This window comes from Lentilactobacillus senioris (assembly GCF_026798195.1).
Lineage (GTDB): Bacteria > Bacillota > Bacilli > Lactobacillales > Lactobacillaceae > Lentilactobacillus > Lentilactobacillus senioris_A.
The window spans coordinates 297190-320809 of sequence record NZ_JAPQEZ010000002.1 but is presented as its reverse complement, the minus strand read 5'-3'; the positions used below and the strand labels follow the sequence as shown (position 1 = coordinate 320809).

The following is a 23620-nucleotide window of genomic DNA, read 5'->3' as shown; positions in this document are numbered from 1 at the left end:
AGTTAATTATTATTCAGCTAAAATTTTGACAGTGGCACTAACGCCTAAACGACTTGCGCCAGCTTCAATCATGTCGATAGCTTCTTTACGTGAGTGAATTCCGCCAGAAGCCTTAACTCCCAAACGATCACCAACGGTAGTTCTCATTAAGCTAACGTTAGCCAAGGTAGCTCCTTCTGAACTAAAACCAGTAGAAGTTTTAACGTAATCTGCTCCAGCAGCTTCAGATGCTTTACATGCTCGAACAACTTGGTCTTCATTCAAGTATGAAGTTTCCAAAATTACTTTTAGTAATTTACCCTTGGCATGAACTGCTTCGGCTACGGCTTTGATGTCAGCGGTTACATTTTCATCATGACCAGTAAGTAATTCGCCGATATTGATTACCATATCAACTTCTTCGGCACCTTCATCAATGGAAGTATTAGCTTCGTAAACTTTAGTAGCAGTGTTAGTAGCACCTAATGGGAAACCAACAACGGTAATTGGGTTAACAGTTGAGCCTTCCAATTCTTTGGTTACCAATGGCATCCAGTATGAATTAACACAAACGGAAGCGGTGTTGTATTCTAAGGCTTCGCGACAAGTTTGAATAATTTCTTCTTCAGTAGCATCTGGTTTTAAATTAGTGTGATCCAAATATTTAGCGAGTTCTGCAGTTGTTAGTTTCATAATGTGTATCCCCTTTCATTTTTACAAAATAAGCATACCTGATTTCTGCACATTTGTAAACGTTTTCTTTAGAGATTTTGTTCAGATCTTTTTGTTTGCTCATTAAAAACCGCCCTAATCCTAAATTGGACTAAGGCGGTTACTATTTTATTTATCAATTTCCGGAGCTTGATCTAATTCAGCCTGAATCATCCACAATCGTTTTTCGGTTGCGGTTTTAAAGCCAATGAAAATATCTTGGGTGCAGTAGTCTTTTTCTACTTCACTAACTTCGATACCGTGTTGGTATACTCCGGCTAAGTAGCGATAATCTTTAGCTAAAATCGTTAGGCGTTCTGGAATAGTTTTCTGCCAATCTCCTGGTTCATCAGCAATTTTGGTATGCTCTGCCATTTCGGTTAACGTGGAGTAAGGAGACCCATCAAGTGTAATTAAACGTTCAGAAATTTCATCTAACTGGTCATTTAAGTCAGCCATCCAATCATCCATTAACGGATGTAGCTTCAAGAAATTAGTTCCCCGCATGTACCAGTGAGTCTGGTGCACCACCATAGCTAGTTGGGATAGATCGGCGACTAATTGATTCAATGTTTCTTTAGTTTCTTTATATTGCATCTTCATAACCTCCATCACTAAATTAATCTGAGCTAATACTTAAGATGTTACGAGTTTATTGTACCATTGGATCATAAAAATTGCTAAAAAGAGCGGTTTAAAAAACACCCCTAGTTACCTAGGAGTGTTTTATCATCTCTAATTATTAATTAATCAGTTGTTCGTTCCAACACCGTTACACTTTCCACGTGAATCGTTTGTGGAAATTGATCTACTGGTTGGATTGGTTGGTTCACTTGATAGCCTTTTTCAGCAAACAATTGCACGTCACGCGCCAAAGTAGCTGGGTTGCAAGAAACGTAAACCACTTTTTTAGGGTTCATTTCGGCAACACTATCAATCAACGTGCTGTCAAGGCCCTTCCGGGGTGGATCCACGAATACAACATCTGGTTTCAAGCCATCTGATTGCCACTTAGCCATCTGTTCTTCAGCCTTAGCAGCTACAAAATCAACGTTGCGGATATTGTTTAACTTCGCGTTATGCTTAGCATCTTCTACCGCTTGGTCAACAATTTCGACCCCGTACACTTTTTTAACGTGTTGGGCCACCGCTAGTGAAATCGTTCCAATCCCACAATAAGCATCAACTACTACGTCGTCCTTTTTCAACTCCGCCTTATCAATGGCCAATTGATAAAGTTTTTCTGTTTGGACTGGATTAACTTGGTAGAACGAAGTAGCTGAAATAGCGAAATTAAGTCCCAACAAAGTATCAGTAATAACGTTAGTCCCTGCTAACACATTGTTTACAGGCCCCATTAATGCATTGGTTTTTGCACTATTAACGTTTTGAATGACACTCTTAACTTCAGGTAACTTGGCTAAAATGCCAGCCACAATTTCTTCAGCGTGCGGAATCTTTTTCGCTCTAGTTACTAAGACAATCATCATTTGGTGAGAATAATAACCCCTTCTCACCATAATATTTCTAACTACCCCTTTATGATGCACTTCATCATAAGGTGCTACGTGGAAGGTCCGCAGTAAGTCCCGGACTACGATGATGGCTTTATCGATTTCTTTATCTTGAATGTAAAAATCTTCGATTGGTACTAAATCGTGAGAATGTTTCCGGTAAAAACCAGTTTCTAGTCGACCATTAATTAATCTAACCGGAACTTGAGCCTTATTACGGTAATGGGTAGGATCATCCATTCCCAAGGTAGGTTCTACATCCACATCTAGACCTAACTTTTGAAAGTCCATCGCTACTTGGTGTTGCTTAAACTCTAATTGAGCTGGGTACGCCAAGTGTTGCAAAGTGGCAATTCCCGTTTGGGTGTAAGCTTTATCCACTAATTCCACTCGATTAGGGCTAGTAGTTTTAAAGGCCACTACTTTTCCAAAAGCAAAACTACTTTTGGTTTTGATTACCTTGATTTTAACCTCTTCACCAGGAAGTGTGTTTTCAATAAAAATGGGGAAGTTATCGATTTTGGCAACGCCCAACCCTTGGTAACTAAGGTCTTCAATCGTTACATCATAATCAGTGTTTTTTGTTACAGGTATTTGTTTTTTCATTATTTATCCTTAATTTCAAATCCTTAAATAAAAATTGCGCTGCATCACGCAAACGCAATTTTGAGTTACTCTGTTTGATCCGGAATCTTATCAATGCCCTTTAAAAATTTAGCTTCCGCTTCCTTTTCTTCTTGGGTTTCACCGATAGCATGATTAGGGATTTTATCCGTGTTAGCAAACATTTCAATATGCCGTTTATGATCAATAAAGGTCATCGGCGCATCCCCACCATATTCACCATCTAAATTGACTTGAATCTGGTCGTTAATTGGTAAAACTTTTACTTTACGGGTTTTCTTGTAGATGATTCGCGGATCATCTACGTGCTTACCGCCGTTTAAAACCTTAGAAAGTAAGTGCAACATCTCTACTAGATTAGCCGTTTTTACGATGATCATCGTAAATTTACCGTCATCTAGTTCTGCATCCGGCACGATTTGCTCCAAACCACCGACCGAATTAGTTAGCGCTAGGAAAAACATGGACGCTTTGCCCTTGTATTCGCCACCGTCGTACTTAATGTCTACTTCTACTGGTCTGACCTGAGGTAATAACTCAGCCCCCTTAACCAGATAGGCTAAATAACCAAACAGCGTTTTTAAGTTTGACGGCACTTCATAGGTCAACTCAGCAATTTTACCACCCGCAGCGATATTAATAAAGTAGTTATCATTTGCTTGGCCAATATCCATTTTGACGGTTTGGTCTTTTAATACGATTTTTGCTGCTTCAACTGGATCTTCTCTAGGAATATGCAGGGCACGGGCATAGTCATTAGTCGTTCCCGCTGGAATAATTGCCATTTTAGGCCGGTAGGTTAACGGTGCAATCCCATTAACTACTTCGTTAATAGTTCCGTCACCCCCCGCCGCCACGACCAAATCAAATCCGGCTTTGGCTGCACGCTCAGCTTCATTTTTAGCAGAATTTTTTTCCGGCGTCGTTGCAAAAGCACTAGTTTCGTACCCCGCCTCTTCAAAAATTCCCAAAATATCAATCATTTTTTGTTTCATTAATTCGCGTCCCGCCGTGGGATTGTAAATAATACGTGCCCTTTTTTGCATAAGCTAAACTTTCCTATCCATTTATTTATTCATTGATGCGACCAATAACTTATTGACCACGGTTGGGTTAGCCTTCCCATGAGTTTGCTTCATGATTTGACCAACCAAAAAGCCAATAGCCCGATCCTTACCATTATGGAAGTCTTCAATTGACTGTGGATTAGCAGCCAAAACTTCATCAATAATTGGTTGCAATTGGGCAGGATCTGATAATTGAACCATACCATTAGCTTCAACGTAGGCATTAGGTTCTTCACCATTGGTAACGGCCTTAAAGACCTTCTTAGCCATCTTAGAAGAAATCGTCCCGTCAGTAATTAAGGTAATCATTCCGGCTAAGTTAGCTGGCGTGATCTTAGTATCGTTTAGATCGACCTGATTATCGTTTAAGTAGGCGTTAACGTCCCCTTGCAAGTAGTTAGCGGCTAACTTAGGATCAGCACCCAAACTAATCATTTGATCATAAAAATCAGACATTTCTTTGGTTTGAGTAAGCACCATTGCATCGTAATCGGTGATTCCCAGTTCATTTACGTAACGAGCGCGACGTTTACCAGGTGCTTCTGGCAAGTTAGCTTGCAAGTCGTTAACCCATTCATCAGAAATCGTTAAAGCTGGTAGATCAGGTTCAGGGAAGTAACGGTAATCGTCAGCACCTTCTTTAACCCGCATCAAAATAGTTTCACCAGTAGCTTCGTCAAAACGACGAGTTTCAGGTCTAACAACTCCACCTGACATTAAGACTTGTTGTTGGCGCTTTTCTTCAAAGGCCAAGCCACGCTTAACGTAGTTAAAGGAGTTCAAGTTCTTTAACTCCGTTTTAACCCCGTATTCCTTTTGGCCAATTGGACGAACGGAAATGTTAACGTCCACCCGCATTGAACCTTCTTCCATCTTAACGTCAGAAACGCCAGTAAATTGAATTTGTTGGCGTAATTCTTCCAAATAAGCATAGGCTTCATCAGGAGAAGCAATATCTGGTTTAGAAACAATTTCGACCAGTGGCGTTCCTTGTCGGTTTAAATCAACCAACGAGTAACCGGTGGCATGGGTGTTTTTTCCGGCATCTTCTTCAATATGCATTTCTGCAATCCCGATTTTTTTAGTGTTACCATCAACCGTGATTTCCACCCACCCATCATGAGCCAATGGTGTATCGGATTGAGTAATTTGGTAAGCTTTCGGGTTATCAGGGTAGAAGTAGTTCTTCCGGTCGAAATGCGGATTAGGTTCGATTTCAGCATGTAAAGCCAAAGCAGCCTTAATTCCAGATTCGACTACCCCTTTATTAGTAGTTGGTAAGACCCCAGGATAACCCCAATCAATTACGTTGGTATTAGCATTGGGATCATCACCAAACTCTACTGGTGAAGGGCTAAAAATTTTAGAATTAGTCTTTAATTCAACGTGGACTTCAAGTCCAATGGTAGTTTCAAAGTTCATTAATTTTGCCCTCCTAACTGTGGGTTTTGTTTATGAAAATCGGTTGCCTGTTCAAAAGCATTGGCAGCTTGGTAAACGGTCACTTCATCAAATGGCCGACCAATTAACTGCATTCCAACGGGCATCCCGTCAGCAAAGCCCACTGGCATACTTAGGCCTGGTAAACCGGCCATGTTAACTGGAATCGTCATGGCATCGTTCATGTACATTGTCATTGGATCATTAACTTCGGCACCTAAAGCATAAGCAGTAGTTGGCGCAGTTGGGGCCAAAATCAAATCAACGTTCTTGAACACTTCGGTGTAATCATTAATCATCAAGGTCCGCACTTGAGCAGCCTTCTTGAAGTAGGCATCGTAGAAACCAGCTGACAATGAGTAAGTCCCTAACATAATCCGCCGTTTTACTTCGTCACCAAACCCTTGACTTCTAGTTTGGACGTAGATGTCTTCCAAGTTTTTAGTGTTATCTGCTCTAAAGCCGTAACGAATACCATCAAACCGTTGCAAGTTAGATGAAGCTTCTGATGAAGACAAAATATAGTAAGCAGCTACTCCATAACGGGTGTGAGGTAGGGAAACTTCTACTACCTTGGCCCCTAATTGTTCATAGGTTTTAGCGGCAGCCAAAATTAATTGCTTAACTGAATCGTCGACTCCTTCGCCTAAATATTCAGTTGGTAACCCAATGGTCATCCCGGCTACCCCTGCATCTAATTTTTCAGCAAAATTAGGCACAGCCTTATCAGAACTAGTCAAATCACGTTGATCTTGTCCGGCAATAGCAGTTAACATCGCAGCGTTATCGGCAACGGTCTTAGTAAACGGACCAATTTGGTCAAAGCTAGAACCAAACGCGATCAAGCCCCAACGAGAAACTCGGCCATAAGTGGGCTTCATCCCTACGATTCCGTTAAAGGAAGCAGGTTGACGAATGGAACCACCGGTATCAGAACCAAGGGCTCCCAATACTTGTCCAGAAGCAACTGCTGCTGCAGAACCACCAGATGAGCCACCAGGAACCTTAGTATAGTCCCAAGGATTTTTAGTAGTTTGAAAAGCTGAGTTTTCGGTAGAACCACCCATGGCAAATTCATCCATGTTAGTCTTACCAACCATTACCATGCCAGCATCAGTCAATTTTTGCACCGCTGTAGCTGTATAAATGGGTTTGAAGTTACCTAACATTTTAGAAGCCGCGGTAGTTTTAACTCCCTTAGTAACCAAGTTATCCTTGATCCCAACTGGAATTCCGCTCAGGATATTTTGTTCATCCACTCCAGCCGCATCAATTTTCTCAGCCGCTGCTAAAGCTTCATCTTCATTAATGGTAATGAAGGCTTGAACATCTTTATCGGTTTCTTTCATATTAGCAATTGTTTGTTTAGCTAATTCGGTGGCAGACATTTCTTTAGCCACTAACTTTTGGTGAATGGATGTAAGTGATTCATCAAAATAGTTCATTATTAGTTATCCTCACTTTCATCTAAAATCGTAGGTACTTTAATATAGCCGTCCATGGTTTCTGGCGCGTTAGCTAACAACTCTTCTTTTTGATTCCAGTTATCCGCAATGTCTTCACGCATTACGTTTAACTGGTCAGTCATACTATTAGTGGGTTCGACCCCCGTAGTATCAACTTCACTTAATGTTTCAAAAAGACCCATAATTTGATCAAGTTGTTCTGTGAAATATGGCAATTGTTCATCACTAATTTCGAGTTTCGCTAACCCGGCAACGTGTTGAACTTGCTCTTCTGAAATTCTAGCACTCATTTAAATTCCTCTTTTCATCCGGTAAAAAATAAACCAAAAATATTCTATCACACTAATGATACTAGCGGGACAGCCTAATAGCTATTAAACACGTGGGAACTAAATTTCTTTTCGTTTGCCTTACGGCTTAAGAAACTTTGAATTCCTTCGGTAGATTGTACGGTAATATCAATTGGGGCATTAGCTGGTAAGTATTTTTGTGCCGCCGTTTGCAGGTACTGGGTGAAACTGATGATTTCAGTTTGACTGTAGAATTGGGTGTTAATGTTAATGTTCATTCCACTTAACGAACTATCGTTATATTGCGCTTGGGCAGTCACCCCACTCAAATTAGGGAAGAAGTTTTGTACTTCACTCTTAAAGTTTTCAAATGAACTTTCATCGTTACTGTTAGGAGCAGTCTTACCAGATTGAATTGGGAAGACGTAACTCTTTTGTTTTATCTTAGTCCAATCAGAAACCTTAGTAGTGCCACTATCATTAACGGAGTAAGCGTAGAAATTACCACCTACTAAACTATCGTCAGAGGCTTGTCGGTACATTGCAATTACAATCGGCACGTTTTTAAGCGCACTCTTTTTACGTAGCCGCGCTAGTACTTTATTAGCAATTTTTTGACCTTCCGCTTTCATTTGAGCATTACTAATATCCGTTTCAAAGGTGGCGCCGTACTTAGTTTTCTTATAGTAATCCACTGAGTTCATGGCTAATCCAATAGTAATTCCAGCTGTCTTAAGTTTCTTACCGTCTTGAACCATGAAATCTTGCTCATTAATTTGAGACAAATAAAGCGGGTTACGGCCTGTAGGACTAGTGGAACCATTTTTCTTAGGATTCAACCCCTTAGGATTACTCTTGGATTTTCGGCCAAGCCAATTGGTTACCGTCTTAGTTGAGAGATATTGTCCCTCTTGGAAAATGTACTTCTTAGTTGAAAATTCCTTTTTAGAAATATTTAACAGTTCACTTTCGAAACCTTTGATATTAAATTGGTTAGATTCTTGCGAAACGCTAACCCCTCTAGACTTACTAGTTTGATAGCGGCCGTTTTTGATAACTCCTTGGTAGTCATCACTATTAGCTTGCCCCGTTAGTTGGGTTCCGCTTTTGTTACTACCGCTATCAGAAGAATTGCCTCCCGATAAATTATCCACGCTGCCACAAGCCGTTAAAACCATTGCGGTTAATAACATCGAAAGCCCCACTGCCATTTTTTTCAAGCGTGGTCTGTTATTATTCTTCACTGTTCATCACCTCATCGAATCGAGATTCATTCCAAATTTCGACTCCTAATTCCTGTGCTTTAGTATATTTAGATCCTGGATCAGCTCCTACAACTAATAGGTCAGTATTTTTAGAAACTGAACTGCTAACTTTAGCCCCGTGGTTTTGTAACCATTCAGTAGCCGTTGCCCGGCTAAAAGCTTCCAGTTTACCAGTTAAAACTACCCGTTTACCGTTAAAAAACGAATCAGAAGCTGCCAAATCGGCTGCTTTAACGCCACGATATTCCATGTTCACTCCGACTCGTTGCAATGAGTTAATCAACTCGGTTGCTTCCGGAGTAGCAAAGTAAGTAGCGATACTATCACCAATCACTAGTCCCAAACTGTTAATTTCAGCAATTTCTTCTGCACTAGCAGCCATAATAGCAGCCATACTTTCAAAACGTTGAGCAATTAATCGAGCAGCTTTGGCCCCTACGTGTCGAATTCCTAATCCAAATAGTAATCTTTCTAAGGAATTGTCCCGACTATTTGCAATGGCCGTTAATAAGTTATTAGCTGATTTTTCCCCAAATTTATCTAGGGTTACTAACTGTTCAAAAGTCAATGCGTATAATCCCGCAACGTCACTTACTAATTGCTTAGTAAACAGCTGTTGGATGATTTTAGGCCCCAAGCCATCGATATTCATTGCATCTCGTGAAGCAAAATGAGCTAACCCTTCCGTTAATTGGGCCGGACATTTTGGATTAATGCAGCGTAAAGCTACTTCTTCGTCTAAATGCACCAACTCAGAATTACACGAAGGACAAGTAGTCGGAATCACGTATTGGATAGCTGAATCTGGTCGTTTAGCGGCCACATAAGTAGAAATTTCTGGAATGATATCACCAGCTTTGTGAAGCTTGACGGTATCACCAATCCGAATATCTTTTTCGGTGAGGTAATCAGGATTGTGTAGTGAGGCCCTAGCAACAGTGGTCCCTGCCAAGACAACCGGATCCATCACAGCAGTGGGCGTCACTACTCCAGTTCTACCTACCGTCCATTCAATATCTCGAACTACCGTTTCGGCTTCTTCTGGTGGAAATTTATACGCAATGGCCCACCGGGGGACTTTAACCGTATTACCTAACTGCCGTTGACTAGCTAGGTCATTAACTTTAATAACAATTCCATCGATCCCATAAGGTAAATCATCTCGCTGAGCTTGGTACTGATCTACATAGTCATTAATTTGATCAAAGCTAGCGGCCACCTGGTAATTTTCGTTAATGTTAAAGCCTAAGGCCTTTAATTCCGCCAATAACTCACTTTGGGTGTTGGCTTCTAAATCGTCATAGTCGGCCACATTATACATAAAACTACTTAGGTTCCGACTGCCCGTCACCTTAGAATCTAATTGCCGTAAACTACCAGCCGCAGCATTCCGCGGGTTAGCAAATGGTGCTAACCCATCTGTTTGACGTTGTTGATTAAGTTTGACAAACGATTCTTTGGGCATGTAACATTCGCCCCGAACTTCCACTGTAACTGGTTTAGTAAGTTGCTGCGGAATCGACTTGATTGTCTTTAGGTTGGCCGTGATATCTTCACCAATTTGCCCGTTACCACGAGTAGATCCCTGCACTAATTTACCGTTTTCGTATCGTAATGAAATCGCTAGACCGTCAATTTTTAGTTCACAGTTAAACTCCGGTCTAACCCCCTGCTCTACTAATCGATGGGTAAAATTCTGTAACTCTGCTACTGAGAAAACGTCGCCTAGAGATAACATTGGCACATCATGCGGTACCTTAGTAAACTCTGGTAACGTAGTATCTCCCACTTCTTGAGTAGGTGAATCAGCGGTGATTATTTGTGGAAAACCGGTTTCTAATTCCACTAGCCGTTCATAGGTTTGATCGTAAACACTATCTTCTACACTAGGCGCATCGTACGTATAGTATTCTGCCGCCCATTTTTTTAATTTAGTTCTTAAATTCGCCGCTTGTGTTGCAGCTTGGTCTGGCGTTAATTGATTGATTTCTTGTTCCGCCACGAAGGATTCCTCCTACTCTTGTTTAACAATTGGGGCAAAGGCTGCCAATAAACGCTTAATCCCTTGTTGATCAAAAGCAATATCTAATTCCATGTCTTCACCTTGACCAGAAACTTTCACAACCGTTCCGGTTCCCCAGGCTTTATGACTTACTTTATCACCAATTTGCCATTGTTTCTTATTTGCACCAGTTTCTTTAGGCTTTTCTACGGTTTGACTAGGTCGTTTGTAAATTGAAGCCACTGCTTGATCCGTTCTGCGATCAAATGGTGTTCTGGGGCCCGTACCTTCCGTTCGGCCTTGATTTTCAGGATGCAATAATTCTGGGGTAATTTCATTAACAAATCGTGATTCTGGGTTGTTTTGGCGTCGACCATATAGCATCCGAGAAAATGCATTGGTGATATACAACTTTTCTTTGGCGCGAGTGATCCCCACGTAAGCTAATCGACGTTCTTCTTGCATTTCTGCTTCGTTTTGATTAGCCCGAGATAGTGGGAACAAGCCCTCTTCCATCCCCATGATGAAAACAACTGGGAATTCTAGCCCTTTAGCTGCGTGTAAGGTCATCAATGTTACTTGACTAGTTTCTTCTTGTACATCATCTTGATCAGATACCAATGCCAAGTCGCTTAAGAAATCAATTAAGTTATCCACTCCAGAACCATCTGAATGTTCTTGATCATACTTTTGCGTTACTGAAATAAATTCTTCGATGTTTTCAATTCTAGATTGAGCTTCTAATGTCTTAGAAGCTTGCAAAGCTTTCACGTATCCGCTATTTTCTAATAGGTTTTCGGTAATTTCAGTAATGTCCATATTGGCTGCTTTAACACTGGCTTGTTTAATCACACCCGCAAATTGTTCAATTTCATTTTTAGCTCTGGTAGACAATCCATTCGCCAGATCTACGTTTTGCGCTGCTTCTAATAAGCTCCATTGGTGATCATTAGCAAATAACCGTAATTTTTCCACGCTGGTTTGCCCAACTCCACGCTTAGGTTCGTTAATCACCCGTTCAAAACTCATGGAGTCGCTAGGATTAGCCACTAAAGTTAAGTAAGCTAAAACATCCCTAATTTCTTTTCGATCATAAAACTTGTGCCCACCAACCATCGTATATGGAATATTAGACTTCAACAAAGTTTCTTCCATTACTCGTGATTGAGCATTAGTCCGGTATAAGATTGCCACACTACCATAATTGCGATGAGGTTTTTGAACTTCTTTTTGAATATTAGCCACGACGAAGCGAGCTTCATCATTTTCAGTTTGGCCCCGATAATAAGAAATTTGCTCACCGTCATCATTTTGAGTCCACAAATTTTTATCTTTACGATTATCGTTGTTAGCAATCACGGCGTTAGCTGCATCCAAAATGGTTTTAGTGGAACGATAATTTTGTTCCAGCATAGTTACGTGAGCGTCAGGATAATCTTTTTCAAAGTTCATGATGTTTTCCATATTGGCTCCTCGCCACCCATAAATACTCTGGTCAGCATCCCCAACCACACAAATATTACGGTATTTGGCGGCCAACATGTTAACTAACTTATATTGAGCTTCGTTAGTATCCTGGTATTCATCCACGTGGATATAGCGGAACTTATTTTGGTAAAATTCAAGAGTTTCTTTAGAGCTATTGAATAGCTGAATTGTCATCATGATTAAATCATCGAAGTCCAGCGCTTGATTCCGTTTCAATTCCGTTTGGTACCGATCGTAAACGTCACCCACAATTGATTCAAACGGACTAGTAAATTCTTGCTTATACTGCGCTGGGGTTAACAAGTCGTTTTTGGCGTTGGAAATAGCCCCTAAGATAGAACGAGGATCATATTTTTTAATGTCCAGGTTCATATCAGTCAAAATTCGTTTCACTAGTGTTCGTTGTTCGCTAGTATCAGCAATGGTAAATGCCCGATTATAACCAATTTGATCAATATTTCTTCTTAGAATTTGCATACATAGTGAGTGAAATGTTGACACCCAAACATCAGAGCCATTTCCCCCTAGTAAGTTATCCACCCGTTCTCGCATTTCGCGGGCTGCTTTGTTAGTGAAAGTAATCGCTAAAATGTTCCAGGGGTTAACGTGATCATGTTCGATCAAGTAAGCAATTCGGTGGGTTAAAACCCTCGTTTTGCCACTTCCAGCCCCTGCCATAATTAGCACTGGTCCCTGGGTCGAAATGACCGCATCTTTTTGTTCTTTATTGAGTTTTGCTGTTAAATCCTCTGTCGCCACTTAATTGTCTTCCTTTCACTTAATATCTTGTCAATTATACCAAAAATTGGGCCCTATTAGACGTTTGTATTCAATAAAAAAAGTCGGTTTTCCCGACTTATTCCGCACTTTGATATTTGCTATTAAAATCGATGTCGTCCCAGATGCTGGTACTTTCGATTTGTTTTAAAGTTTGGCTAACTGATTCAGTAGGAATTAAAATAATTCCTACAATTGTATCCGGGTTGGAACCGGCATCTTGATAAAAGCTAAAGTGCCAATCGTTTTTGATTACCCATTGAGTTTTAATTCGTTCAAAATCGCGGCGGCGAATCGTTTGCATTACCGTTGGCAAGCTTTCCAAGACATTGGTAAGTGGTAGGCCCGAAATAGCTTTCAAATGTTCTGTAAACTGATCAGTATTAGCTGCATATTGAAAAATCAAGCCAGCCATTCCTAAATTAGGGGCCACTTTGTTTACGTAAATTGTCCCATTTTCTGACAGAAAGAAGGTAATTTCAAAGGTTCCAATATAGTCTAAATTAAACGCAATTTCATTAGCAATCCGTTTAATTTCTTGGTCCACCAAGGGATCAATTTCAGACGGTGTAAAGGCCGTCGTAACCTGGCCAGCCTTATAAATTAACTCAGTAGTCGGAAAAACGGTGCGGTTTCCGACTCCGTCTCTAGTCACTACCACCGCATAATCGCGTTGATGTTCGATAAATGATTCCAAGACGTAAGTTCCCGCATCCAGTAATCCAGAGGCGTCTACGATGTCTTTAGCGGATTTAATGAATAACTGTCTGCCATTTAATAACCCTCGTTGAATGGGTTTTAAAATAGCTGGGTACCCAATAGAATTAATTCCCTGATAAACATCTTCTAAATTAACTACCGTGGTATACGGTGCCATATTAATATTTAAAGAATCAAAAAAACTTCGTTCGATTAATCGATCTTGCATAATTTCTAGTAAATGATCACGTTGTGGCAAAGCGGTGTAACGTGACAAGAAACGTACAATTTCGGGATCAATTCGGTCACTATTATAGGTAATCACGTCGCAACGTTCAGCAAACTGCTGCAGTGCTTTTTGGTCCGCCAGGGGACCTAAATATTTATAATCTGCCATTTGCATAGCTTCGTTAGTCTCATCTAGACTGTACATTGCTACCTTAAATCCCATCCGTTGCGCTGTTACTATTAGAGAAACACTACTTTGGTCATCCCCAATAACCCCAATTGTTGCACCAGGATACAATATCCGTTCGTCAGCCACCGTCTTCACTACTTTCATTTAATGTTATCTCTAATGTTAAAGTTATTATGCCAATTTGACAAACTTTTTTAACCTTTTACTTACAAACTTTGTTATTTTTTATGATTCTGAAACAAATTTAACTTCCCCATTTTCAAACGCTGCAATCCGCGCCAAAGATTCTACTCGAATACCAGTATCTTCGATCATCTTGCGACCTTTTTGGAAGCTCTTTTCGATTACGATTCCAATTCCACCAACTTTAACATTGGCTACCTTAGCGATTTCTAGTAAACCTTGAACAGCTTGCCCATTAGCCAAGAAATCATCAATAATCAAAACCGTATCGTCTTCATTTAAGAAACGTTTATCAATACTAATATCATTGTTAACTTGTTTCGTATATGAATAAACCCGAGCGGTATATAGGTTATCAGTCAATGTTAAACTCTTATGCTTGCGAGCAAAAATCATTGGCACGTCTAAATGTAGAGCTGCCATTAAAGCAGGAGCAATTCCGGATGATTCAACGGTTAACACTTTAGTGATGCCTGCATCGGCAAATAAACGCGCAAATTCAGCCCCCATAGCGTCCATTAGTTTCGGATCTACTTGGTGGTTTAAAAAGTTATCCACCTTTAATACGTCTTCTCCTAGTACTGTTCCGTCTGCTTTAATCTTATCTTCTAATAATTTCATCCTGAAATTTCTCTCTAATCGTATTGATATAAATGATATTTTTGAATTATGGAAATTAATTTTTGGGTATAGGCCGGATCAGTCGCATACCCATCTTGTTGCAAGGCTTTAGCTCCTTCAACGTAGTTAGTAGCGGCAATTACGTCTGCATACTGGTTAGCATTCCATTTGGTTCCTTCAGCTAATAATCGATCATGGGCAATAACAGAATCTCGCCAACTGCTATAAACTTGAAATTGGGCCTTCACCGTTTGGTAACTACCGTTCACAAATTCTTGGGTGCTTAACGTAACACTATTGCTGTCATTAGCCTTCACCCCAAATAAATTGTAGTACCGACTAGCTAACCCACTAGTACCCCAATCAGACTCTAAAATAGCCTGAGCAATCGTAATACTAGGCAATATATGATACGTGGTTTGCATTTCCTGAGCCGTAGGTGCAATTTGTTTAATGAACTTAACATGTGCCACTTGAGTTGGATCTTCTACCGCTGTGGCCTTTGGCTGTTCAAAAGATGTTGTAAATAGCCGGACACTTGCTAAGCATAAAATTCCCATACCAAAGATAATGAGGATTGGTACTACCGATCCTCGCTTCCGTTTAGTTCGTCGTCTCGTCCTTTTTTTGGTCACGCCTACCCCAATCTTTCCACAGTTTACAACTATTCTATCCGGAATTTGAACAGATGACAATTAATATTTGCTAAAGAAATTGTTTGACAAACTGTTCTTTTTCGAGTAACTTAACCACTGATACTTTAAAATACGGAGATGAATTAAATGGCAAAAAGTACTGAAATGTCAGCCGATCAAGCTAAATTCCACGTTGGCGACGAAGTTGGCTTCAAACTTGAAGGTAGTGACTTTACCGGTTTTATCGACAAAGGATACAATAACTCTTTTCTAATTACCTTTAAATCTAGTGATCCAGAAATTATTGATAAATACCACAATAAAGTAGTTATCAACAATAAGCAACTCAAAATGATCAAAGCAGCTCCTCAACCAGATCCAGAACCAGAAGACGAAGAAGAAGATACCAAATAACAACCAAAAAAGTTCTTAATTAATCAATGATTAATTAAGAACTTTTTTTATTTATGTTTGTTAATTACTTTTAATAATGGTCGCCCAATTAACGGAGTTACAATGCCGCTAAAAATGGCTTCTGGAATACCGTTAGTGCCAATTACTCCCAATAAATAAGGAAGTAATGCTTTAACGTTAACTTGGTATAACTGTGGTGCGTTACCTTTATAAAATAGGTAAATCAATCCTAACACTAACAGAGTATTAGTCAAAGAACCACAAATAGCGGCTACTGAAATAGCAATTCCTTGATTATTAAACCGAGTTTTTAATTGTTGGTAAACAACACCAGCAACTACCCCCACCATGATCCGGGGTAACACAGAAACTACCGGATTAACAAAGACAATCGTAGCTAAAGGACTAGTAGGCCACACAAAGGCTCGAATAAAGGTGATGACTCCCCAGACACCCCCAATAATGGCTCCATCGGTCGTTCCTAATAAAATTGCGGCCAATGATACCGTTACCGGAATAATAGTAATGGATAGTGGACCAATTGGAATTAACCCTAAAATTGGTACTGATGTTTGTAAAATAATAATGGCAATAAACATAGCGAGCATATTAAGCCGATACGCATTATTTTTCTTCATGACTCCCATACTCCTCGATAGTTTAATGGGGTCATTATACCATTTTTAGGTTTAGTCTTGACCACAAAAATTCCTAAGTTTAATTCTCCTCTGGCTTATTTAAAGTTAACTGAGTAGCTTTCACCCCAAAGTAATTAGTGGTCAACTGTTCTAGTTCATTCATTGCCGCAGTGGCTCGCTGAGCCTGCTGCTCATTAACTGATTCCATCACCAAAATCGCATTTTGCGTTTGTTCAGTCAGCATCGTTCGTTTAGCTTCTCGCCAATTTAAGCTCCGACAAATCGCTCCTTCATCATCGTAGTAAATCATTTCGCCCGGTAACGCCGGCGCATCTTCTTCTGCGCCTAATGGCCAAAAGTTTTCTCCACCTTGAGCTAGTCCTAAATGCATAGCGCTCTTAATCTGATCAATATCTTCACCACCAGTTGGAACAGCGTATTTCATCGAAACACTATTATAAAAATCCACTAGCGGATTAATACTGGTAAATTGGTGTCCTTGACTGATTCGTTTTAACAACGCTTCAATTGAAGAACGGGCGCCCTTTTTAGTTTTAAACTGTCTAAGAGCTTGACGCCACTGAGCCACCACTTCGTTTTCACTAAATACGTCAGCAGTGATAAATTGCTGAGCATCTTTTTCCGCGTTTTGCAACAGCTCGTTAAATTCTGCCATAGAAGCCGCAGGATGATTATCAATCCCCCGTAGTTCTAGTAAGTTAATTTGGCCGTCTGGAAATAATTCCCAAAATTATTGTTCTACAATTACAGTTTGCATTATTTTTCCTCCATTGTTTTCGTCATAATCCAATCAGTTTGTTGACTATTCCCCATTGTAAAAGTATGTTCAGCAGTTCGAATAAAACCAGTTCGGGTGTAAAAGCGTTGTGCTTGTTGATTATGTTCCCACACCCCTAGCCAGATCATTGATTTCTTTAACTGAATTGCTCTTTTTACTGCCCACGCCATTAGCTGCTGCCCAATCCCCAATTGTTGATATTTTTTCAACACATAAATCCGTTGCACCTCTAAGGATTGCGGATAATCAGCTTCGGTTTGAGCCGTTGCTATGTTAAGTTTTAGATAACCCAATATTTCTGTTCCCTGCTTAGCAAAATAAAATTCGGAATTAGGGTTAGCTAGTTCCTGACACAACTTAGGTTCTATTAATTGCTCATCCAGGTAACTCTTAATATCAGCTTCATTATTGGTCATTGCAAACGTATCCCAAAAGGTTTGCCGACTAACAGTTACCAACTTAGCTAATTCGGCTGGTTGAACTGCTTCAATTGTAATCTGCATATTACTTCAAATACCCCCTAGTGCCACCCTTTTTAACTAGCTCCCAGTCACCATTTACGTTAGTTTCTACTCGGCTTAACAATTGTTTTAACTGCTGTGCTTCAACTTCACTTAAGCCCGCTAGCGCAACTTGATTGGAATAATCATTTTCTGCTTTAATAACCGGGTAAATGGCCAGGCCTCGTTCAGTAGCAAAGATACGTTTATTTTTCTTGTTGTCCACACTACTTCTGCGTTCAACCAGGCCGTTAGCTTCTAATTTTTTTATTGCGCGGGCCACGGTTGACCGATCAACTTTCAACATTGTGGATAACTCTTCGGAAATAATTCCCGGTTGTTCACAAATTCGAACTAAATAAAGATATTGGCCTTTGGTCAGTTCATAAGCTTTAAATTCAATGTTGCTAATTGAATCTAAAGCCCTCGCAATATTGCCTAGTGATCGCAAAATTTCTACCATACATGTCACTCCCATTAACTCTTGAAGTTTATTATACTGATTTTTATTGCAAATGCAATATTATTATATAAATACCACCGCGGGTATATTTAACAATGAATCGCTATTTTAACGAACTAATTAAAAGTTAATTATAATCAAAACATTGACAAATGCCTTTTTAACTTCATAATATACCTAACGAGGTATATTTAACAAACTTGGAGGCTGCCTATGTTTTCCCTATTTAATCGTATTCCCAGTATTTCCACAGCAGAATTAGCTGATCGTTTAAAAGATCGACCAAATTTATTAGACGTTCGAACTCCCACAGAATACCGTTCGGGACATATTTCAATAGCTACCAATTGGCCGTTAGCCAAGGTTGCTCAATATCATCGCCCAGCAACCGAACCCCTATATGTAATTTGTCAGTCTGGTCATCGAAGTAAACAAGCTGCTAAAATATTGCGAACTAATGGCTATCAGGTTATTAACGTACGCGGTGGCATGAACGCTTGGGCCGGCAAAATACGCGTGGGAAAATAAAATTTATTACCATAAAAAGGAGATTACTATGTTTAACACAATCAACACAGATGAATTAGCAACCCAAATGCAAACTGGCACGGTTAACCTGGTAGATGTCAGAGAAGACTACGAATTCAACGCTGGTCACGTTCCAGGTGCCATTAATCTGCCCCTTAGCCAGTTACTTGCCGACTACCATAAACTAGATAAAGCTAACTCTTACTACTTAATTTGTCGTTCTGGAGCTCGCTCAGCCAATGCTTCCGCATTTTTAACCCAACAAGGTTATCGCGTTACTAACGTTACCGGGGGGATGCTGGCTTGGAACGGGGCGATCGAGTAATGACAACTTGTGATAAAACCGTCTTAAATCGCTTAAAACGTACGGAGGGCCAACTTCGCGGAATTCAAAAAATGCTCGTCGAAGAAAAAGATTGTGCCGAAATTATTACCCAGTTAAGTGCAGTGCGCTCAAGCGTTGATCACATTATGGGCCTAATTGTTGCCGAAAATTTAAAAAACTGCTTCGAAAATCCCGAAATAGATGCAGCCGTTCAAGAAGCAAAAGTGGCCGAAGCCATTAAACTAATTATGAAAAAATAAAAAAAACTGCCAAAGCTAGTTATTATTAGCTTCAGCAGTTTTTTTATTATTTAATTGTCCCAAATAAATCGTTAAAGGCTTCCGTCATTGTAGGATGAGAATAAATTTGATCTCGTAAAACTTCGTATGGTAAATGTTGGTGCATAGCTAAAGAAATCATGTTGATTAATTCTTGGGCTTCAATGCAGTATAACGTAGCTCCCAAGATCTCATGGTTAGCTGGGTCCACTAACACTTTTAAGTACCCGGTTGTATTACCTAATACGTGCGCTTTTGGCACAGCGGTAGTAGCTAGTTTACCAACTTGGTATGCGATTTGTTGGTTCTTAGCCTGTTCTTCATTTAAGCCAATCGTTGCCACCGGAGTGTTTAAGAAGACTACGTGGGGAACTAATTCTTGCTCTGCTAAGGTTCGTTTGCCATCTCCTACTAGTTGATCCAACACAATTCGGTAATCGTCTAAGGAAATGTAAGTAAATTGTGCGCCACCCCGGACGTCCCCCATTGCCCAAATGTTATCCACATTAGTTCGCAAGTGGTCATCCACAATGATGCCCCGCTGATTAGTGGCAATTCCCGCTTTGTCTAAACCCAGTTTAGCAATATTAGCTTTTCTCCCAGTAGACACCAAAATGGTATCAGCAGTTAGCGTACGTCGTTGACCGTCTTGTTCGAACTCAATTTTGGCCTCTCCTACTTGATTAATTACCTGGGTGACTTGGGCATTTAATTCAAATTCAACTCCCTTAGCAGCCATATCACGTTGAACAGCCGTTGCCAGTTCTCGTTCATCCCGTGCCATAAACTGTTTACCCGCATCAATAATTGTCACTTGAGAGCCAAAATTAGCGTAGATGGAGGCAAATTCTAATCCAATGTAGCCACCGCCAACAATAGCAAGGTGCTTAGGAAGTCTGCGTTGATCCATCAAGGTTTCACTTGTTTGCATAAATGGACTAGTTACTAACCCCGGAATTTCAGGAATAATCGGGGTACTCCCGGTATTAATAAAAATTCGCTCGCCACTAATTTGATCAACCTTACCATTTTGATATGTAACTTTAAGTTGCTTAGGCGCTTCAAACTCTGCCCAGCCATTTAACACGGTCACGGTTGCTTTGTCACTTAACTTATGAAGGTTACTGCTCCGCAAAGTACCGGTCACATCGTTTTTATTTACGATGGCACTCCGATAATTTTCCTGAGCATCGCCCAAGCGATTATTTTGAGAACTGGTTAATAGGGTTTTGGTAGGGATACAAGCCACGTTAATACAAGTCCCACCGTACATTTTATCCGATGCCTCAATCATAATCACAGATTCACCACGATTAGCTAACGCCCCGGCTAATGTTTTCGCCGCTTTGCCGAAACCAATAAATACGTTTTGTGCAGTAATCATAAACAGTTCCTCCCATTATTCGAATTCAGATTAAACTCATGGTAATTGGGAAAGCAACTAAGTGTCAACTGATTGGCTCATTCATTAATGAAGTCACAAAAAAACACCCACCAAATGGCGAGTGTTTGTACAAACCGAAAAGATAAATCTTAACGCTTTGAGAATTGTGAAGCTTTACGAGCTTTCTTAAGACCTGGTTTATTAGAATCCATTTTCACTAAGTTGGAATAACCTTTAATATCAAGGCTTTTCTTAAGTATTACCTTCAATAAATCTCACTCAATTTGAATAACTTTGACTCAAATGGTGGGGATTTTATCAAAATAATGCGAGTCATTAGTGTTCCTTACATAGAAAAATTATCGTCAGCATTTTCAGCAACCATATCTACTGGTTGCTTTTTTTGATCCGTATCATCTGTGATATTTGTGATTTCTTTTAACTGTTCCATCGTGCCACGTCCATCGCCATTAGTATAGAATTTTAAACCACTAATTTGAATATTGCTTTCATTGTCCATAAATTCCATATCAGCATGATGATTCGTCATATATAACAGAAGCTCTTCTTTCCATAATTCTTTCTCGAATCGTTCGCCACTCATTCCCTTAGGCTCAATAAAGATTTGGAAATAATAATCGTTTGTATCTTCAAGAAACAAAATAAAGTCAGGTTGGAAGCCGGTCAGATGAATGCCATATTTAGGATTTTCTTGATATTGATGTAACTTCAGTTTTTCACTCTTAGCTGACTCTCTGTGCATGGTTTCATCCATACGGAACAGATACACTGCTTTACCATACTTAGCTTCTAAATCCTCAATATATGCTTTAACTCGTTCGATTAATTGATATTCAAGCCGGTTTACAATGGCATTGTCATAAACATAAAATTCGTCATCTTTCATTTGATAAACTTTAATATCTTGCGTTTCAGCAAATTGTGTCTGAGTGTCATATTCTGGAACGCGTTTATTATAATCGCTAAGATATTCCTTAATTGGATAACCGATAAAGTTATTAGTTCCGCGCTGCTTAACATAACCTGATTGGATTTTAACTTGATATTCTTTTAGAAGATCAACGATGACTTTCAAGATTTCTTCTGCGGTCAAATTAGCTTCACGATATTCAACAGGTACTGTTAAAAATAATCTTAGATGATTAGCATTCAACCAGTTTCTTCCATAAATAAACTCATCCATAGATTGAAGATTAGGAATGTACTGTTTCAAATTTGAAAATTGATAAAAATCTAATTTTTGAATCGCCTTTTTAACATAGCGATCATCAAATCTAGAAACACTAATCGTTTTAGTCTCAACGCTTGCTGAATACGCTGAATAATTGACTTCCCGTGAACCATAGTTTAGATTACGCTGAAGATCAACCTTATGTTCAATACCATACTTTTGAATACTATCAAAGTAACTACTAGGAACGTCAACAGATTCGTTATAATAAATCTTTCCATTGCGATAAGCATTGGTTCTTTTGAACTCAGGTTTAACTTTTACCTCAATAGGTGGATTTTTGCTATCTTTACCAGTTGGCAAATCCATTTGCTTTAATGATTCAACTAGCTGTTTTAAATATTGTGGTTCATTCATCGTGTGATAATGAAGTGTTTCTAAAATCAGTTGTTTATCTGATGGATCATCATCAAATCTGCGCTTGTAACTCTTTTTGCCATCTATTTCAAAGGGATAATAGCGTGCACCACGTCCGATTAGTTGAGCCTCTACCATAGTTGCCGTTTGATTTGTCTTTTTTTCTGCTCCTTCACTAATACGAACAATATCATATAAGTTCAAGACATCCCAGCCTTCAGTGAGCTTGGCAACTGCAAAAACAACCCGATAAAAATTATTGGGGCTTTCTAAGGTATTTAAAGCCTCATACTGACCTTTTTCAAGCATATTACCACTAGCATCATTCGCATTTAATACATTTTTAGAATCAAAGTCATGTTTGATTTCGCGAACAATTTTACCTAATTCTTCCTTGTTCTTTAAATAATATTTATAGGAAAGCTCGAGTACTGCATTGTCATTGCTATCCATCAATTGTTGACGTTCAATAAAGGCTAGTAAATCTTTGGCTGTTAGCTTGGCAATCATTTCATTAAATTTAGCATTCGCCGTGTTAGAAACAGCAACTTTAGCCGACTTAAACATAATAATTGGTTTGAAGGTACTGGTGACATTCTCAATTTGAGCCCGATATTTTCTAAACTGAGAAAGCAGCACAACATTTAGCATTTTTTCTTCATCGCTAGCTGATGTTTCAATCCGTTTTACTTGCTTAGAATAACCATCATACATAAAAAGGCTTAAAGGATAACGGTAAACAACCTTATCACGATATTTATCATAAATAGTCGTCTTCTCAAAATCGACTGTTGCTGTAAACTCTAGCAACAAATTCTTTTTGTCTTCATTATTTCTAGCATTTAAAACTTTATTGATTGCTGATTCCCAGGTATGCTCTGCTTCTTTTTCAGATTTGGTACTTGCTGAATAATGATGGGCTTCATCGGCTAAGATTACGACTGGATCTTGTTCGTAATCGCTCAAGCCCATAGTATTTTCTTTAACCGTAAATAGATCGTTCGAAACTGTCTGAACCGTTGCTAATTTAAGATAAATTGTATTGGCTTGTTTGATTCGTGGGTAGCGATTGACTTCTTGAATCGTAATATATTGTCCATCAATCTCAATTTTGTCTTTAAAGAGATACTTATCGCTACCAGCATTAATCAGATTATCTTTCGTCTTCATCAATACCGAATTCGTATTCACGGTAAACAAGAAATTCGTGTAGCCTTGATCTTGATATAAATACAAGATTAAAGCTGCCATTAAATCTGTTTTTCCAGAGCCTGTTGCCATATTAAACAAAACGTGTTGTGGGTTAGGTTTGATTTGTGTTTGGGTGTACCAAAAATTGTTTATAGCATCATTTTGATATTTACGTAAATTATGCTTCAAATTGCTATCAATATAAAATGAATCTCCAAAAAGGCCACTAAAGTAATTAAGATCTGCCTGTTCAGCCTGTTCCACTAGAGGAAATTTCAATGATTGAATGTCTTTCTTTTTAGACTTCGCCAT

23 protein-coding genes are annotated in these 23620 nt (G+C 39.4%); 4 read left to right on the top strand and 19 right to left on the bottom strand.

The window, feature by feature from the left end:
* Window positions 1-9: 9 nt before the first annotated feature.
* From deoC to OXT66_RS03790, 13 genes are all read right to left on the bottom strand, one after another.
* Entirely contained in the window at window positions 10-672 is a 663-nt protein-coding gene (gene deoC / locus OXT66_RS03850; RefSeq protein ID WP_268595831.1) for a deoxyribose-phosphate aldolase, read from the bottom strand.
* A 147-nt stretch (window positions 673-819) separates the two neighbouring features.
* Window positions 820-1287 (bottom strand): Dps family protein, encoded by a 468-nt coding sequence (locus OXT66_RS03845; RefSeq protein WP_056978508.1) that lies wholly within the window; start codon window positions 1285-1287, stop codon window positions 820-822.
* A gap of 149 nt (window positions 1288-1436) precedes the next feature.
* A complete protein-coding gene (rlmD, locus tag OXT66_RS03840) occupies window positions 1437-2810 on the bottom strand; it encodes a 23S rRNA (uracil(1939)-C(5))-methyltransferase RlmD (RefSeq protein WP_268595829.1) in 1374 nt (457 codons plus the stop codon).
* A 65-nt stretch (window positions 2811-2875) separates the two neighbouring features.
* Window positions 2876-3874, bottom strand: coding sequence for a diacylglycerol kinase (locus tag OXT66_RS03835; RefSeq protein ID WP_268595827.1), 999 nt, complete (start codon window positions 3872-3874; stop codon window positions 2876-2878).
* Window positions 3875-3895: 21 nt separating this feature from the next.
* Complete coding sequence (gene gatB, locus OXT66_RS03830) at window positions 3896-5317, bottom strand: Asp-tRNA(Asn)/Glu-tRNA(Gln) amidotransferase subunit GatB (RefSeq protein WP_268595826.1); 1422 nt, start codon at window positions 5315-5317, stop codon at window positions 3896-3898.
* Complete coding sequence (gatA, locus tag OXT66_RS03825) at window positions 5317-6780, bottom strand: Asp-tRNA(Asn)/Glu-tRNA(Gln) amidotransferase subunit GatA (protein WP_268595824.1); 1464 nt, start codon at window positions 6778-6780, stop codon at window positions 5317-5319. The genes gatB and gatA overlap by 1 nt, the downstream gene beginning before the upstream one ends.
* 2 nt (window positions 6781-6782) lie before the next feature.
* Window positions 6783-7091: an Asp-tRNA(Asn)/Glu-tRNA(Gln) amidotransferase subunit GatC gene (gene gatC / locus OXT66_RS03820; RefSeq protein WP_268595822.1), complete on the bottom strand. Its 309-nt coding sequence runs from the start codon at window positions 7089-7091 to the stop codon at window positions 6783-6785.
* A 74-nt stretch (window positions 7092-7165) separates the two neighbouring features.
* Entirely contained in the window at window positions 7166-8302 is a 1137-nt protein-coding gene (locus OXT66_RS03815; RefSeq protein ID WP_419146375.1) for a CamS family sex pheromone protein, read from the bottom strand.
* Window positions 8303-8324: 22 nt separating this feature from the next.
* Window positions 8325-10358 carry an NAD-dependent DNA ligase LigA gene (ligA, locus tag OXT66_RS03810; protein ID WP_268595820.1) on the bottom strand — a complete coding sequence of 678 codons (2034 nt, stop codon included), beginning with the start codon at window positions 10356-10358 and terminating at the stop codon, window positions 8325-8327.
* A 12-nt stretch (window positions 10359-10370) separates the two neighbouring features.
* On the bottom strand, window positions 10371-12605 hold the full coding sequence (gene pcrA / locus OXT66_RS03805) for a DNA helicase PcrA (protein ID WP_268595818.1): 2235 nt from the start codon (window positions 12603-12605) through the stop codon (window positions 10371-10373).
* A gap of 97 nt (window positions 12606-12702) precedes the next feature.
* Complete coding sequence (locus OXT66_RS03800; RefSeq protein WP_268595815.1) at window positions 12703-13884, bottom strand: ATP-grasp domain-containing protein; 1182 nt, start codon at window positions 13882-13884, stop codon at window positions 12703-12705.
* A gap of 81 nt (window positions 13885-13965) precedes the next feature.
* Entirely contained in the window at window positions 13966-14544 is a 579-nt protein-coding gene (locus OXT66_RS03795) for a xanthine phosphoribosyltransferase (RefSeq protein ID WP_268595813.1), read from the bottom strand.
* 14 nt (window positions 14545-14558) lie between these two features.
* A complete protein-coding gene (locus OXT66_RS03790; protein WP_268595811.1) occupies window positions 14559-15179 on the bottom strand; it encodes a glycoside hydrolase family 73 protein in 621 nt (206 codons plus the stop codon).
* Between the two features lie 147 nt (window positions 15180-15326).
* Here OXT66_RS03790 and OXT66_RS03785 point away from each other — a divergent pair, with 147 nt between their 5' ends.
* Window positions 15327-15593: a DUF2187 domain-containing protein gene (locus tag OXT66_RS03785; RefSeq protein ID WP_268595808.1), complete on the top strand. Its 267-nt coding sequence runs from the start codon at window positions 15327-15329 to the stop codon at window positions 15591-15593.
* Window positions 15594-15640: 47 nt separating this feature from the next.
* Here OXT66_RS03785 and OXT66_RS03780 read toward each other — a convergent pair whose 3' ends face one another.
* The 4 genes from OXT66_RS03780 to OXT66_RS03765 all read right to left on the bottom strand — a co-directional run bounded on the left by OXT66_RS03780 (window position 15641) and on the right by OXT66_RS03765 (window position 17993).
* Window positions 15641-16231, bottom strand: coding sequence for an ECF transporter S component (locus OXT66_RS03780; protein WP_268595806.1), 591 nt, complete (start codon window positions 16229-16231; stop codon window positions 15641-15643).
* A gap of 79 nt (window positions 16232-16310) precedes the next feature.
* On the bottom strand, window positions 16311-16955 hold the full coding sequence (locus tag OXT66_RS03775) for a B3/4 domain-containing protein (RefSeq protein ID WP_268595923.1): 645 nt from the start codon (window positions 16953-16955) through the stop codon (window positions 16311-16313).
* A 53-nt stretch (window positions 16956-17008) separates the two neighbouring features.
* Complete coding sequence (locus tag OXT66_RS03770) at window positions 17009-17533, bottom strand: GNAT family N-acetyltransferase (protein WP_268595804.1); 525 nt, start codon at window positions 17531-17533, stop codon at window positions 17009-17011.
* 1 nt (window position 17534) lies between these two features.
* Window positions 17535-17993, bottom strand: coding sequence for a MarR family winged helix-turn-helix transcriptional regulator (locus tag OXT66_RS03765; RefSeq protein WP_268595802.1), 459 nt, complete (start codon window positions 17991-17993; stop codon window positions 17535-17537).
* Between the two features lie 213 nt (window positions 17994-18206).
* Between OXT66_RS03765 and OXT66_RS03760 the strand changes: the two genes are divergently transcribed.
* From OXT66_RS03760 to OXT66_RS03750, 3 genes are read left to right on the top strand one after another with little or no spacing between them, the layout of a single operon-like run.
* The gene (locus OXT66_RS03760; RefSeq protein ID WP_268595800.1) at window positions 18207-18521 is read left to right on the top strand and encodes a rhodanese-like domain-containing protein; all 315 of its coding nucleotides are present in this window, start codon (window positions 18207-18209) and stop codon (window positions 18519-18521) included.
* A gap of 28 nt (window positions 18522-18549) precedes the next feature.
* A complete protein-coding gene (locus OXT66_RS03755; protein WP_268595797.1) occupies window positions 18550-18846 on the top strand; it encodes a rhodanese-like domain-containing protein in 297 nt (98 codons plus the stop codon).
* On the top strand, window positions 18846-19106 hold the full coding sequence (locus tag OXT66_RS03750; protein WP_268595921.1) for a metal-sensitive transcriptional regulator: 261 nt from the start codon (window positions 18846-18848) through the stop codon (window positions 19104-19106). The genes OXT66_RS03755 and OXT66_RS03750 overlap by 1 nt, the downstream gene beginning before the upstream one ends.
* 46 nt (window positions 19107-19152) lie before the next feature.
* Here OXT66_RS03750 and OXT66_RS03745 read toward each other — a convergent pair whose 3' ends face one another.
* Both OXT66_RS03745 and OXT66_RS03740 read right to left on the bottom strand, forming a co-directional pair.
* The gene (locus OXT66_RS03745; protein WP_268595795.1) at window positions 19153-20508 is read right to left on the bottom strand and encodes an FAD-dependent oxidoreductase; all 1356 of its coding nucleotides are present in this window, start codon (window positions 20506-20508) and stop codon (window positions 19153-19155) included.
* A 346-nt stretch (window positions 20509-20854) separates the two neighbouring features.
* On the bottom strand, window positions 20855-23620 hold the full coding sequence (locus OXT66_RS03740) for a DEAD/DEAH box helicase family protein (RefSeq protein ID WP_268595794.1): 2766 nt from the start codon (window positions 23618-23620) through the stop codon (window positions 20855-20857).